General features: G+C 32.0%; 15 protein-coding genes and 1 other RNA gene. 4 read left to right on the plus strand and 12 right to left on the minus strand.

The window, feature by feature from the left end; all coding sequences use genetic code 11:
• Nucleotides 1-73: 73 nt before the first annotated feature.
• Nucleotides 74-1348 (plus strand): serine hydroxymethyltransferase, encoded by a 1275-nt coding sequence (gene glyA, locus B2989_RS04135; RefSeq protein ID WP_292944578.1) that lies wholly within the window; start codon nucleotides 74-76, stop codon nucleotides 1346-1348.
• Between the two features lie 67 nt (nucleotides 1349-1415).
• On the opposite strand, the gene B2989_RS04140 is transcribed toward glyA, so the two are convergent.
• From B2989_RS04140 to B2989_RS04165, 6 genes are all read right to left on the minus strand, one after another.
• The gene (locus tag B2989_RS04140; RefSeq protein WP_292944581.1) at nucleotides 1416-2036 is read right to left on the minus strand and encodes a hypothetical protein; all 621 of its coding nucleotides are present in this window, start codon (nucleotides 2034-2036) and stop codon (nucleotides 1416-1418) included.
• Nucleotides 2037-2131: 95 nt separating this feature from the next.
• Nucleotides 2132-2353, minus strand: coding sequence for a YgaP family membrane protein (locus tag B2989_RS04145; protein ID WP_292944584.1), 222 nt, complete (start codon nucleotides 2351-2353; stop codon nucleotides 2132-2134).
• 76 nt (nucleotides 2354-2429) lie between these two features.
• Nucleotides 2430-3983, minus strand: a complete 1554-nt coding sequence (locus B2989_RS04150) for a hypothetical protein (protein WP_292944587.1) — start codon at nucleotides 3981-3983, stop codon at nucleotides 2430-2432.
• Nucleotides 3984-4054: 71 nt separating this feature from the next.
• Nucleotides 4055-4438 (minus strand): acyl-CoA thioesterase, encoded by a 384-nt coding sequence (locus B2989_RS04155; RefSeq protein WP_292944590.1) that lies wholly within the window; start codon nucleotides 4436-4438, stop codon nucleotides 4055-4057.
• Nucleotides 4439-4465: 27 nt separating this feature from the next.
• On the minus strand, nucleotides 4466-5218 hold the full coding sequence (locus B2989_RS04160) for a hypothetical protein (protein ID WP_292944593.1): 753 nt from the start codon (nucleotides 5216-5218) through the stop codon (nucleotides 4466-4468).
• 109 nt (nucleotides 5219-5327) lie between these two features.
• Nucleotides 5328-6365, minus strand: a complete 1038-nt coding sequence (locus B2989_RS04165; RefSeq protein WP_292944596.1) for a glutaminyl-peptide cyclotransferase — start codon at nucleotides 6363-6365, stop codon at nucleotides 5328-5330.
• Between the two features lie 88 nt (nucleotides 6366-6453).
• Here B2989_RS04165 and ffs point away from each other — a divergent pair.
• The 3 genes from ffs to fsa all read left to right on the plus strand — a co-directional run bounded on the left by ffs (nucleotide 6454) and on the right by fsa (nucleotide 8439).
• Nucleotides 6454-6552, plus strand: an RNA gene (gene ffs / locus B2989_RS04170) — signal recognition particle sRNA small type.
• Between the two features lie 149 nt (nucleotides 6553-6701).
• Complete coding sequence (locus B2989_RS04175; protein WP_292944599.1) at nucleotides 6702-7502, plus strand: SDR family oxidoreductase; 801 nt, start codon at nucleotides 6702-6704, stop codon at nucleotides 7500-7502.
• Between the two features lie 283 nt (nucleotides 7503-7785).
• Nucleotides 7786-8439 carry a fructose-6-phosphate aldolase gene (gene fsa / locus B2989_RS04180; protein ID WP_292944602.1) on the plus strand — a complete coding sequence of 218 codons (654 nt, stop codon included), beginning with the start codon at nucleotides 7786-7788 and terminating at the stop codon, nucleotides 8437-8439.
• Between the two features lie 92 nt (nucleotides 8440-8531).
• Here fsa and B2989_RS04185 read toward each other — a convergent pair whose 3' ends face one another.
• The 6 genes from B2989_RS04185 to B2989_RS04210 all read right to left on the minus strand — a co-directional run bounded on the left by B2989_RS04185 (nucleotide 8532) and on the right by B2989_RS04210 (nucleotide 13552).
• Nucleotides 8532-8948 (minus strand): hypothetical protein, encoded by a 417-nt coding sequence (locus B2989_RS04185; protein WP_292944605.1) that lies wholly within the window; start codon nucleotides 8946-8948, stop codon nucleotides 8532-8534.
• Nucleotides 8941-9381, minus strand: a complete 441-nt coding sequence (locus B2989_RS04190) for a DUF2452 domain-containing protein (RefSeq protein WP_292944608.1) — start codon at nucleotides 9379-9381, stop codon at nucleotides 8941-8943. The genes B2989_RS04185 and B2989_RS04190 overlap by 8 nt, the downstream gene beginning before the upstream one ends.
• A 35-nt stretch (nucleotides 9382-9416) precedes the next feature.
• Nucleotides 9417-9926: a peptide-methionine (S)-S-oxide reductase gene (locus B2989_RS04195; protein WP_292944611.1), complete on the minus strand. Its 510-nt coding sequence runs from the start codon at nucleotides 9924-9926 to the stop codon at nucleotides 9417-9419.
• A 370-nt stretch (nucleotides 9927-10296) separates the two neighbouring features.
• Complete coding sequence (locus B2989_RS04200; protein ID WP_292944615.1) at nucleotides 10297-11859, minus strand: protein adenylyltransferase SelO; 1563 nt, start codon at nucleotides 11857-11859, stop codon at nucleotides 10297-10299.
• Between the two features lie 80 nt (nucleotides 11860-11939).
• Complete coding sequence (locus B2989_RS04205) at nucleotides 11940-12701, minus strand: patatin-like phospholipase family protein (RefSeq protein WP_292944618.1); 762 nt, start codon at nucleotides 12699-12701, stop codon at nucleotides 11940-11942.
• 8 nt (nucleotides 12702-12709) lie between these two features.
• A complete protein-coding gene (locus tag B2989_RS04210) occupies nucleotides 12710-13552 on the minus strand; it encodes a universal stress protein (protein ID WP_292944621.1) in 843 nt (280 codons plus the stop codon).
• Between the last annotated feature and the right edge of the window lie 63 nt (nucleotides 13553-13615).

Below are 13615 nucleotides of genomic sequence, written 5' to 3' on the forward strand. Positions count from 1 at the left end.
ATTTCTTATTTTTGATAAATATTTAACGATAAAACTATTTTCGCTTAAAGCGGAAATTTAAAAACATACAATTATGCAACGCGACGAACAAATTTTTGAACTAATTCAAGCAGAAAAAGAACGCCAACTAGATGGTATAGAATTGATTGCATCCGAAAACTTTGTCAGTGACCAAGTTATGGAAGCAGCTGGATCTGTGTTAACTAACAAATATGCCGAAGGGTATCCTGGAAAGCGCTATTATGGTGGTTGTGAAGTAGTTGACGAGGTAGAGCAGATAGCAATTGATAGAGCCAAAACATTATTTGGTGCAGAGTATGCTAACGTGCAACCACACTCAGGAAGTCAGGCAAACACAGCTGTTTATCACGCAGTTTTACAACCGGGAGATAAAATTTTAGGATTTGATTTATCTCATGGTGGGCATTTAACACATGGTTCTCCAGTAAATTTTTCGGGTAAATTATACAATCCTGTATTTTATGGAGTAGAAGAAGCAACAGGTGTTTTAAACTATGATAAAATTCAAGAAATTGCAACTAAAGAGCAGCCTAAATTAATTATTGCAGGAGCATCTGCATATTCTAGAGATATAGATTTTAAACGTTTTAGAGCAATAGCAGATAGCGTTGGTGCTTTGTTATTAGCAGATATATCGCATCCAGCAGGATTAATTGCAAAAGGTATTTTAAACGATCCATTACCACATTGTCATATTGTAACAACTACAACACATAAAACGTTACGTGGACCAAGAGGAGGTATGATTTTAATGGGTAAAGATTTTGAAAACCCATTTGGATTAAAACTTAAAAACGGAAATTTAAAAATGATGTCATCACTTTTAGATTCTGGTGTATTTCCTGGTAATCAAGGTGGTCCATTGGAGCATATAATTGCAGCAAAAGCAATTGCTTTTGGAGAAGCATTAACAGAACCGTTTATGCATTATATGCTACAGGTTAAAAAAAATGCATCAGCAATGGCAGACGCTTTTGTTAAGCGTGACTACAAAATTATATCTGGTGGTACAGACAACCACATGATGTTAATTGACCTACGTAACAAAAACATTACAGGTAAAGATGCTGAAAAAGCTTTAGTAAAAGCTGACATTACAGTTAATAAAAACATGGTTCCTTTTGATGATAAATCACCATTTGTAACTTCTGGAATTAGAATTGGTACTGCTGCAATTACAACAAGAGGTTTAAAAGAAAACGAAATGGAAGCTATTGTAGAGCTTATTGATCAAGTAATCATGAATCATGAAAACGAAGATTTATTAGACGAAATAGCAATTAAAGTTAATGCAATGATGAGCGAGTTACCATTGTTTGTAGCTTAGTCTATAATAAATGATTTTTCGCTTTCGCGGAAAAAAAGCCTGCTATACTTTAGCAGGCTTTTTTGTTTTATAATTTTTCAAATATATCGTCTAACGACTTAAATTGGTTGCGCTTATATCTAATGTTATCTCTATCTCTTAGATATTTAATCAAATCATGTTTTGGTCCAGAAGTCCAAAAATTCCATGTTTCAATTAATTGATTATCTACATCAATAATAACTTGGTCAACTAAAGTATTATCAAAAGGATAATTAGCAGTGTCATAAACTATAACGTCCTTATTATTGTCATATACTTTTCGGTATAATTTACCATCATCTTTTATAAATTCAAATACTGTATTACTGTCAGAATTTGGATTGTATAACATAACATCATTAATTTCATCCTTACAATAATAATGGTAAGTTTCTCCATCGTCATGCAACACAACATAATTATCAGTAATTGAGTTGTTTAAACTAAAATATCCAATAAGAATTGTTCCATCAGTCAAAGTCATTTCACCTTTATAAAAGTCATTTGGATGTGCGTTTAATGTATTAATAAAAGTAATTAGATTTAAGGTTTCCAAAGCTAATAAGCTAGAGTTGCTTTTATGCTTTGTTTGTCCATTTGCAGTAATCATAAATAATAATAATAATAATAAAGCTGCAATACGTTGAGTAATTTTACTTGATTTCATAAGATTATATTTAAGAGATTAAACTTTTTGTTTATTCTCAATAATCAGACCATTTTTATATAATGTAACTATAAAATCAGATGTTAATGAGGACGTTATAGATAGTCGTCAGAGTCAAAAGTAGAAATGTTAGTCGATTTGTAAAATGGGCAAAAAGCTGTAACACTAGCAAATAAAAACATGGCGGAAACGATTATAATTATAAAAGCTATCAGACCATTAAATTCTCCAACATATAATATAGAGATAAGCAATATAACCACTATAAAACGGACTAATCTATCAAAATTGCTCATATTTCTTTTTAACTTTATCATGACTAAATAATTGAGGGTTGTTATTTAGTTCAAAACTAATTGAAAAAGCTAGTCCTATTTTATTATTTCGCTCAATCTAAAAAGTGATATGTTGAAATGCACCTAAGTCCGGACTAGTGGTTCTGTTAACGCCTAAAATATCATTTGGGACTTGTGCAGCAAATGCTGTGTTACCTTGACCATTAGCAGCTGAGTTTTCACCAATAATCATATCGTTTTCAAAAACATCTCTAAAATCAGGATCTTGGTTAAAAATCATGTTTTCATAATGTGTGGCATCATCAAAATCATAATTAGGACTAGAAAAGAAATTACTAGAATCTTGAAAACGTAGTAAACAATTAGTAAACTTAAAGTTAAAAACTACAGATGCATCTTCAATTTGATCAATTAATAACTCAGGATTATCATTTCCGTAAATAATACAATTACTAAAATTAGCTTCGGTTAAATCCGAAATAAACGCAGTGTTTTCTTCATCGATAACAAAATTATTAATTAATAAAGCTGGAAATTGTCTAAAACTACTGTTCCAATAATTAGCAATAGTGGAGTGGGTGACATTGTATTTTCCACCTAAAGTGGCACCAAAACTAGCTTGTCCAGCATTATTTAAAACAATATTATCTGCTTTAATCGACGTGTTTCGTCCTAATATACCAAACGTACTTATGTTATATATCTGAGAGTTTGTAATGGTTAATTTATCGGTTACAGCATCTGCATTACCATCTGATAACACACCTACGGTTGCATTTTTAATTGTAGCATGATTAATAGTATTATTTTGACTGCCTTCAAATAACCAAATAGTTCCCCATTGTCCAGGTACATCACTGTATATTGGCTCTAAACGGTCACCTTCAAAAATGACTTCATTTTCTAATACTTCTGGGTCACTACTTAAAGTACCATTGACATTTAAAGTAGCACCTTCGGAGACTAATAAACCTGAGTTTGCATGAAAATGAACGCGTGCACCAGCATCTATGGTTAGTGTTTCTCCATTTGGTACAGCTGCATAGCCATAAATAACGTATGGTTTTTGATTAGTAAAAGTTAATTCTTCAGGTAGTAACTCGCGACCTTGTATATCTGTTGCAACAGATTCACCATCAATAGTTAAAGTCAAGGTTTCAATTATGCCAGTTGTATTGTCCTTATCAGGATAAATAAAAATAGCGTCTTTAACTAAAGTTACTAAATCTACATCTTGAAGATTATCTCCAGAATCAAACAATATTTTATCTGTATATACAAACTGATTATCAATAATAGGTGAGTTGTTTGTATTAAAAGTCGTTTCGATAAATATAAAAAGACTGTCTTTTGCTAGGATTTGCACGTCTTGAAAACTTTTTCCAGCTTGACCATCTACATTTAAACGATATCCAGAGTTTTCTCCGTTTTGTAAAGATACATTAGGTATAGATATATCGTCATCACTAGTGTTGTATACCTTTAAGTTGTACGTACTTGATCCTATATTTGCAAAAATAGTGTCTAAATAAACGGTGTCTTTAGAAAAACCTAAATTTCCAGTACTAGCCTGAAATTCAAAATCCTTACGACAAGAACTGCAAAATAATATAAATCCAAGACAGCAAATAAAATATAGCGTACGCTTCATAAAATGTAATTGTAACTTTGGTTGACTAAAATATAACTTTTTTGAAGGGTAAATAGTATATGACTTTAAAATTATTGAAAAATAGAAATAATGTCATTTGTGATTCTTGCAGGTTTATTAGTCTCCGCATGTAATAAACACCATTTGGTTTCGGAATACGCACAAATTTTATCATCAACCAAAACCTCTACAACACGAACAGATTTAACACCTTGGCAAGATTTAATGTAGGTTTTAAGTGTTACTGTATCACCCAAAACAATTTGATGTTTATAGTCAATATGGTGTGACAGTAATACCCAATAAAAATCATTTTGCATTTTAGTTGGTGCTTCTTTTTGCCAATGTGTTTTTGCAATGTGATTTACCCATTCAATATAGCGCACATTATTAACGTGATTTAGCGCATCTAAATCATCAAGAGTAACTATTAAATTTTTATTGTAGGTTTTCATATTTTTAATAAAGTACTAAAATACCACTTATTGTTGGTTTTTAAAGTCAGCAATAATTTTATTAAAGGTCTTTCCTTTTTGTACAAAAAGCTCTATTAAATCTACTTCTTTATCTTTTTTTACAAGCTCGCTATCAAGCCTGTTTTTAATAACAAATTCAAAAAACATAGGAATGTATTCCTCTTCAATTTCTAAATCTTGAGTTAAAAAGCGTCTGTTAAATACACTAGAATTTTCAAAAACTGTTTCTAAATCTTCGTAAGTCATTTCAATAAAAGGTGGCTCGACATATTTGTCCTTATTTTCAAACAATTTAGCAATCAGTCCAATAACTTGTATAATATCAATTCCACCAGTTGTAGGTTGTTTAGAGTACAAATGAGGATTATTTTTTATGTCTGCCAAAATCTGGTTTTTAAGCTCAGTTTCAACAACATTAATATCCGCTAAAATCTCTTTATAAGGTTCAATAAGTTTAACCTCGTCTAGGTTATTAAAAACCTGTTTAAGCTCAATAACTACACTTTCGTGGAAATGATGCCCTTTTAAAACTAACTTTTGCTCATTATAAAATAAGGAACTAACATGAAGCGTGTCTCCAATGTTTCCTGCTATTGAAAACGTTCCGTGAGCATCGGAAGCTGTCATTTTTTTGGAAGACAGGTTGGTTATTTTAATATTTTCTATGGTAGAAATGGAGTCGTAAACAATACCATTTACCGTTTGTGCGGATGCAAAATAGCTTGTCAAAAAGACTAATAAAAGCGTAAAATTTTTCAATAGTTGGTTGGTTGATTAGTCTCAAATTTAGATTTATCAATGACATGAAAAATTTAATTAAGAGACTTTAACACCTAATTTATAATCTTTTAACTTTTATAAGATGACGTTAATTGTCCAAGATTTTAACTTCAAATAATTTGTCCCAACGTTTTCCGGTTAAGAAAAACGTTTGTGTTTCTGGATTGTAAGCAATACCATTTAAACAGTTTTCGTTAATCGAAAAATTAGGAATTTGTTTGGTTAAAATAGTACAGTCAATTACAGCCTCTACAGCACCATTTTTAGGATTGATAATTGCAATTCCGTTTTTCTCCCAGATGTTAGCGTATAATTTGTTATTTGCGAATTCAATTTCGTTTAATCTTCCAATTTTTCCTTTTGTAGTGCACACTTGTATGTGGTCTTCTTCATTTAGCGTATCAGAATTTAGACTCCAGATTAAACTGGTTCCATCACTTTTATACAGGTTAGTTCCGTCGTTAGCAAATCCCCAACCTTCTTTACTTTTTCCGTAATTAAAGCTGCTTTTCTTTTCTAGGGTAGTGGCATCATAAGTAAATCCTTTTTGACCTTGCCAAGTTAAATGGTAAACGGTATTATTAAGTACTGTAATACCTTCTCCAAAAAAAGCATCAGGAATAGTAGTTTCATTAATAACGTCACCAGTTTTATAATCTATTTTTCTAATTTTAGATTCGCCACGTTGTCCAGTACTTTCATAAAGCACACCATTATTAAACTCTAAACCTTGTGTAAAAGAAGTGTTATCATGCGGAAACGTATTTATAATTTCTACTGTTAAAAATTTTGGAGCCACATCACTTAACAATGCAATAGTTTGATTGATTTCGGCAGTTTCGCCATCAAAATTAATGGTAGCTTTTAAATTATGTTCTCCTAATTTAAAGTCAGAAAGCGGTTGTTTAGCCTGAATTGGTTTGCCATCTAATTGATAACTTGCAGAGGTTATTGGTATGTTTTTAGGATTTTTTAAAGACACTTCTAGCGTTTTGTCAATGCTAATTGTACCATTTTGAGCGTTGGTTGTAACCGAAAAGCTCTTTTTTTGCGCTTCTACGTCGTCACCACAAGAAAATAATGTGATTGCTAAAAATATGATTGTAAGGTATTTAAATGCTTTCATTTTGTAAACTTATTTGAGAGCAAGTTATTTATTAAAATTCATTATAAAAAATGATTGCAAGAAAATAAAATGTGTGTATCTTTGCACCTGGCAAGTCCTACACAACCAGCTCCTGTTGAATCCTCCAGGTCGGGAACGAAGCAAAGGTAGATGGTCGTAGCGGTGTGATGTAGGTAGCTTGCCTTTTTTTGATTACTCTAAATCCTTTTTTAAAAAGAGATTTAAAAACATAAAAGAAAGATTTGTTAGTTAATTCTAGCAAATCTTTTTTGCTTTTACGATGTTTTCTCAGAAGCATTATTAATTTTACAGTTCTTAATTTATTATTTACAAATCATGTCTAAAGTTGTATTAATTACAGGAGGCTCTTCTGGAATAGGAAAATCTATAGGTGAGTTTTTAACCGAAAAAGGGTGTATTGTTTATGGTACCAGTCGCAATCCGTCTAATTACGCCAACAGTAAATTTAAGTTGGTAGCTTTAGATGTTAATGATACGGTTACTATTGCAGCTGCTGTAAAAACAGTAATAGACGCAGAAGGTAAGCTAGATGTGTTGGTTAACAATGCAGGTGTTGGTATAAATGGTGCTATTGAAGAAATTCCGCAAGACCAAATCCAACATAATTTTAATACCAACTTTTTTGGACCTATAAATGTTATAAAAGCTGTGTTACCGCAAATGCGAGCACAACAGTCTGGTTTGGTTATAAACATTACATCCATTGCTGGATACATGGGATTACCATATCGTGGTATTTATAGCGCTAGTAAAGGTGCTTTGGAAATTGTTACGGAAGCGTTACGCATGGAAACTAAGGATTTTGGAGTTAAATTTACTAATATAGCACCTGGTGATTTTGCTACAAATATTGCTGCTGGGCGTTACCATGCACCAGTTTTAAAAGACTCGCCATACACCAAGTATCCAAACGTACTTAAAGATATTGACGATCATGTTGATAATAGCAGTAGCCCAATTGCTGTGGCTAAAAAAGTGCATTTGGTTATTAATACTAAAAATCCGCAAATACATTATAAGGTTGGCGCGCCAATGCAAAAATTTTCTATTATTTTAAAGTTTTTATTACCTGATAAGATGTACGAGAAACTATTATTGAATCATTACAAATTATAGGAAATCCCAAATAACAAATTCAAAATTCCAAGTTCCTAAATTAATTTAATCGGTTTTAATTATTTTTAACTTCGTAAAAACGTTTGACTTTGAGTAAAATGTTAATATCATTTGATATCATTATTTTACTTGCAAAAGTTAAATTGTAACTTTGCATTGCGTTAAGGATGGAAGTGGCATCCTTTTTTTGCTGCCACAAATGGCAAAAAAAGATATAACGGACAGCCTGCCCCTTGTGGTAACGCCCAAATAATTAAATATACACAACTTAAATATTTTTTAAATGAAATTTTTTATTGATACTGCCAATTTAGACCAAATTAGAGACGCTCAGGATATGGGTATTTTAGATGGTGTTACCACTAACCCGTCGTTAATGGCTAAAGAAGGGATTACTGGACATGATAATATTATGAAGCATTATGTTGACATTTGCAATATTGTGGATGGTGATGTTAGTGCGGAAGTAATATCTACTGACTTTGAAGGTATGGTTAGAGAAGGTGAGGCACTTGCGGAATTACATGATCAAATCGTGGTTAAATTACCAATGATTAAAGATGGTATTAAGGCTTGTAAATACTTTAGTGATAAAGGTATTAAAACTAATGTAACGTTAGTGTTTTCTCCTGGTCAAGCATTATTAGCTGCTAAGGCTGGTGCGACTTACGTGTCTCCGTTTATTGGACGTTTGGACGATATCTCTACGGATGGTTTAAACTTGATTGCAGAGATTAGACATATCTATGATAATTATGCTTTTGAAACTGAAATTTTAGCTGCATCTGTACGTCACACAATGCACGTTATTGACTGTGCTAAATTAGGTGCTGATGTTATGACTGGACCTTTAAGCTCTATTGAAGGGTTATTAAGACATCCTTTAACGGACAGTGGTTTAGCTAAGTTTTTAGAGGATTACAAAAAAGGAAACTAGTTTTAGGATTTATTAAATAGTGGGCATTTTTACTGCTATTTATTAATATAAAAAAAATCCCAAGTGTTATGCTTGGGATTTTTTTATGCTTTTTATTTTACTATTGTAATTAGGTTAATTATAAATAATAACGTCCAAATTGCTGTTCTGATCCAGTTTTTTGATACTAAATCTTGTAGTGTTTTTTCTGTACTTTTCCCGTTGTTAATTGTGCTGTGCAACGGAACAAATATTGCAAAAGTCGCTATCCACGCACTAATAGTTAAAGCACTTTTAATATAAATAGAGGTGTCGGATTGCGTAAATACTAGATATAAATACAGTATTAACTGACCAAACATTAGCGGGATTACAATACCAGCGATTCTTACCGTGTATTTGGCATGCCATTTTATTAACGCCTCTTGATTATAGTATTTAAAACTTGGATAAATTATAAGTTGTACCATCCAAATTAATACGACTAATCCAAAATCAAATAGTAGACTTATTATATGAAGATTACTCATTATCAATTAAGTCGTTGTCTGTAGCTTCTTCGTCGGTTCTTTTCCAAATGTGTTCCGAGTTTAAATAAAAACTGCCAATAAAGTCAAAATTGCATTGTTCGGGCGCAATAATAGATAAAAAGGGTTGTCCTTTATTATCTCTATATAAATGATACGTCTCTCCAATTATGGGCTGAAAACTAAACTTAGCATTATAAACTAGATTATTATATTCTAGTTCTGCCATCATTTTTTCGTATTCGGCTTTTAACTCTAAATACTTGGCTTTAATTTGCTTATTGGCTTTGTGTACGTTTTTGTTTTTCCAGGTAACGTTTTCTGTTACTTTTATGGCAGGCGCACCAACATTTGTTGCATACGGTTTTAATGATGCATCGTATTTTTGTGTCTCTGGATTAAAAACAATATTATCAGGTTTTTTAGTGTCTGACATTCTTTTTCTTTTTTAACAAAGATACTAAATAGCTATTATTTAATAGATTTACGCTGTATGTTATCCGTTAAATGTTTGCTAAACTTTTGTTGTAATAACTTAAGTTTTGGATTAATATAAGTTTTACAAAACGGTTTATTTGGATTGTTTTTATAGTAGTTTTTAAATTGAATTTCTGACGGTTTAAAGTCTTTAAAAGGAAGTGTTTTGGTAATTAGTGGTGTATCAAATTCTGATTGTAACTTAATTAGAAGTTGGGAAGTAGCTTCTTTTTGAGCTTCTGAAAAATAATAGATAGCCGATCTGTATTTTGTCCGCATTGAATGGTTAGAGCTACTTTTATGCGTGTATAAATGTATTTGAATTAAGATATCAAGTGTAATTATTTCCGAATCAAAATGAACAATAACAGCTTCTGAGAAAGTTGTGTTACTTTTGGTTGAAGCTATAAAACCTTGGTCGACTTTATTTACACCTTTTAAGGCTTGAAATACTGCTTCTGTACACCAATGACAACCACCTCCAAATGCTATTTTATTGTTCATTGTTTTCTTTTTTTTATTTAGCTCTCCTCTTATTTTAAGAGGAGAATGAATTTCTGATTTGGAAAAAAAAGCAGTAAGAAAGAGGAGTTAGATTGTTATTTGTGTTTATTTTTTGTTGTTTTAAAACTGCTGCGCGTTTTAGGTCAAACTCTCCGATTTTTTCTGAAGTAAAAACCACCTCTCTTTAGCTAAAGAGAGGAGCTGTTTGCTATTTTGTTTTTTTGGTTATAGTTTTAGCTTTTGTTATTGCTTTTGTAATATCGTTACTCTATTCTTTTTTTGTTTTTCTCATATTTTTTAGAGGAAAATGAATTTCTGCTTTGTAAAAAAGCAGGAAGAAAGAAGCGTTAAACATAATATATTTATAAAACTAAGAGCTACAAGATAACATGGAGCAACCAACCTTGTGTCTAGCCCATTCTGGTCGTTTTGCAAACCATTTTTCGTGTTTTGGCTGCTCTGCGTAAGGTTGTTTTAGTAAGTTGAATAAGTCATCAATAAGCTTGTAATCACCTTTGTTAGCATCGTCTATTGCTAATTGCGCCATGTAATTACGTAATACGTATTTTGGGTTTACGTTGTTCATGTTTTCTTTTTTCGCTTTCGCTGAAATTGGGTCGCGTTCCAAACGGTCTGCATAACTATCAAACCATAAATTCCATCTGTCTTTTACAGCTTCTGTTACAGATTTTATGTCGTAAAAAGAATCACGAATAATTTGTAATCCATTAGTCGGATTTGCACCATCAAAATCTGATAGATTACGGAAAAAGATAGTCATATCTGTTTCTGTTAGTTGCAAACAATCTTCTAATTCTTGAATCAAGTTGGCGTCTAATTGTTCTTCGGATGACAATCCAATTTTACTACGCATCATTTGTAGGTATTGGATGTCTTTTTGCTCGGCATAATTTGCTAACACTGCTTCTAAACCTTCTGCCTCTTCAATTAATGGATATAAGGCATTTGCTAATTGGTATAAATTCCAAAGGACAATATCTGGTTGTGATCCATATTGGTAGCGTTTGTTTTGATTGTCTGTCGTATTTGGCGTCCATCCAGGCTCAAAACCTTCTAACCAACCGTATGGTCCGTAATCTATGGTTAAACCTAGGATTGATAAGTTATCGGTATTCATAACACCATGCACAAAACCAACACGTTGCCAATGGATAACCATGTCTAAACTACGCATGGCTACGTCGTTAAAAAACTGAACGTAAGCTTGTTTGCTTGGTGCGCCTAAATGCGAAAAATGATTTTTTATAGTATAGTCTACTAGTGTTTTTAAGGTTTCTGTATCCTGTCTTGAGGCTAAAATCTCAAAACTTCCAAAACGTAAAAAACTTGGTGAAATTCGGGACACAATTGCGCCTTTTTCGTAAGCAGGATTACCGTTATACATGACGTCACGTAATACTTGGTCTCCGGATAACGCTAAGCTTAAAGCGCGTGTAGTTGGTACACCTAAATGATACATGGCTTCGCTACATAAATACTCTCTGACTGAGCTTCGTAAAACAGCTAAACCATCTGCTGTTCTAGAATACGGAGTTTCACCAGCTCCTTTTAATTGTAGTTTCCAGTTTTTATTATTGTGTTCGACTTCAAATAAATTAATAGCACGTCCATCGCCTAATTGTCCGGCCCAATGTCCAAATTGGTGCCCACCATAACACATCGCATATGGCGTGGTGCCTTCAAACACGGTATTACCTGTAAACACATTTAAAAACTGTTTTGTTTTAGCATCGTTTTCTGAAAAACCTAAGGTGTCCAACATCTCTGGAGAGACATGGATTAACTCTGATTTTGCAGTCTGTTTAGGAGTCACAAAACTATAACAGGCTTTAGTGACTTGACGTCTACTATTGTCTGTTATTGGGTCTGCTGGAAGTTGTGTAGTAAATGTGTTTTTTATGTTCAGTTTCATGTCAAGCCTTTATATGACAAAGATACGGAATTGCTTGTCATAATAAGAGGTGTGCATTTTATTGCTTAACGGAATATATTTTAAGTCTTTGATTTTTGGTTTTTTAAGACGTCTTTCATGCTATCGTAACCAATTTTATAAATAGCATCGATATTTTTTTTGTCAAAAAGTGCAAATTGACTTAGTGCTTGAGGTGCTATTAAAATATCACAATTTGAAAACTTTTCCATATCTGTTTTTACAGCACCTAAAGTAATGGAACGCTCAATAATATTATGAAAATGTTTTAATTGCGCTTCTGTTTTTGTGTTATATAAATTTAAATAAACGCCAATAATCTGATCGCATTCTTTTTGTAGCACGTCCACAGGAAAGTTGTTAAGTACACCACCATCGACGTACAAGCCCTGTTTCATTTTTATTGGAGAAAATAATCCAGGAAAAGCTGCCGATGCTAAAACAGGTTTAATTAATTCGCCTTCATTAAAAACTTCTAAATCACCACTTAAAATATTTGTAGCAGTTATAAAAAGCTGTTTGTTTAATGCTTTAAAATTATCCTCTGGAAACTGTTTTTTAAAGTAGTTATAATATTTTTCGGCATCAATAAAACCAGGTTTGCTAATAGCAAATTTTTTGTAGTTAAAAAGTTGGGTGGTTTTTAAAAATTCCATCATTTGTTGGCACGAAAAGCCATATGCATATAATGAACCAATAATAGCTCCTGCACTTGTACCAGCAATGTGTGTAGGGAAAATATTGTGTTCTTCTAATGCTTTAATTGCACCAATATGTGCAGCACCTCGCATACCACCACCAGAAAGAACTAAGCCTATATTCATCTTTTAAATTATTCGTGAAGCACTAAAAAGGGTACATCTGTTTGATAGCTAATGTATTCAACTTTACTATGAAAAAGTATTTGTTGAAAATAGTTTAGATTTTTAGCTACCATAGCAATCATATCAATGGAATTTTCTTGTACAAAGGATTGTATTGCAGCTTCAATTTTTGTGTTAGTAAGGTAATGAAAACTATGCTTGTTAGCACTAAAGTAATCTGAAACAAACTCTTTATTCTTTTTTTGATCATTATTTAATACAGAGTTTTTCTTTGTAATATGAAGTACTCTTAATGCTGCATTAAATTTTTCTAAAATATCTACAACAGGTTGTAATGTTGTTATACCGTAAAATTGTAGAAAATCTGTAGGAAATGCAATTTGACTAAGGGTTTTAAAGGTTGCGTTTTCAGGTACCACTAAAGTATTGCATTTTACTTTGGTAATAATATCTGCGGTGTTACTGCCTAGGATTAGCTTTTCTAATCCGGAAGCTCCTTTTGTACCCATAACTATAAGGTCTATCTTTTTTTCTAAAACCTGTTTTCTAACAGCGTCTATAAAAAAATCGACTTCGTTTATAGTATAAAAAGCATGATTTGAGTTATTTGGATATTGACTAGCTGTTTTTTTTAAAAATGCGGTTAATTGTTTTTTAGCAGTAGCAGTATACGTCTCTTCAATAACAGCAGTATTAATGTTGTAATCCATTGTATCCACAGAAACTTCTGCTAATCTATTGACATGCATTAAATAGAATGTACATGGTGTGTTTGCACAAAACTTAATTGCATATTCAATAGCGTTCCAAGAGTTTTTTGAAAAATCCGTAGGTAATAATATAGATTTCATTTAATTTTTATCTTATTAAAAACAAATCTATGCGTAACACTTGTTTTAAAAAATGATAAAAAT

Source organism: Olleya sp. UBA1516 (assembly GCF_002323495.1).
Lineage (GTDB): Bacteria > Bacteroidota > Bacteroidia > Flavobacteriales > Flavobacteriaceae > Olleya.

Bases quoted from the DNA above. Each gene is read 5' to 3' on its own strand.
- B2989_RS04165 (WP_292944596.1), bottom strand. From the start codon at position 6,365: ATGAAAGCATTTAAATACCTTACAATCATATTTTTAGCAATCACATTA.
- B2989_RS04210 (WP_292944621.1), bottom strand. From the start codon at position 13,552: ATGAAATCTATATTATTACCTACGGATTTTTCAAAAAACTCTTGGAAC.
- B2989_RS04145 (WP_292944584.1), bottom strand. From the start codon at position 2,353: ATGATAAAGTTAAAAAGAAATATGAGCAATTTTGATAGATTAGTCCGT.
- B2989_RS04195 (WP_292944611.1), bottom strand. From the start codon at position 9,926: ATGAACAATAAAATAGCATTTGGAGGTGGTTGTCATTGGTGTACAGAA.
- B2989_RS04200 (WP_292944615.1), bottom strand. From the start codon at position 11,859: ATGAAACTGAACATAAAAAACACATTTACTACACAACTTCCAGCAGAC.
- B2989_RS04175 (WP_292944599.1), top strand. From the start codon at position 6,702: ATGTCTAAAGTTGTATTAATTACAGGAGGCTCTTCTGGAATAGGAAAA.
- B2989_RS04150 (WP_292944587.1), bottom strand. From the start codon at position 3,983: ATGAAGCGTACGCTATATTTTATTTGCTGTCTTGGATTTATATTATTT.
- B2989_RS04155 (WP_292944590.1), bottom strand. From the start codon at position 4,438: ATGAAAACCTACAATAAAAATTTAATAGTTACTCTTGATGATTTAGAT.
- B2989_RS04190 (WP_292944608.1), bottom strand. From the start codon at position 9,381: ATGTCAGACACTAAAAAACCTGATAATATTGTTTTTAATCCAGAGACA.
- glyA (WP_292944578.1), top strand. From the start codon at position 74: ATGCAACGCGACGAACAAATTTTTGAACTAATTCAAGCAGAAAAAGAA.
- fsa (WP_292944602.1), top strand. From the start codon at position 7,786: ATGAAATTTTTTATTGATACTGCCAATTTAGACCAAATTAGAGACGCT.
- B2989_RS04205 (WP_292944618.1), bottom strand. From the start codon at position 12,701: ATGAATATAGGCTTAGTTCTTTCTGGTGGTGGTATGCGAGGTGCTGCA.
- B2989_RS04140 (WP_292944581.1), bottom strand. From the start codon at position 2,036: ATGAAATCAAGTAAAATTACTCAACGTATTGCAGCTTTATTATTATTA.
- B2989_RS04185 (WP_292944605.1), bottom strand. From the start codon at position 8,948: ATGAGTAATCTTCATATAATAAGTCTACTATTTGATTTTGGATTAGTC.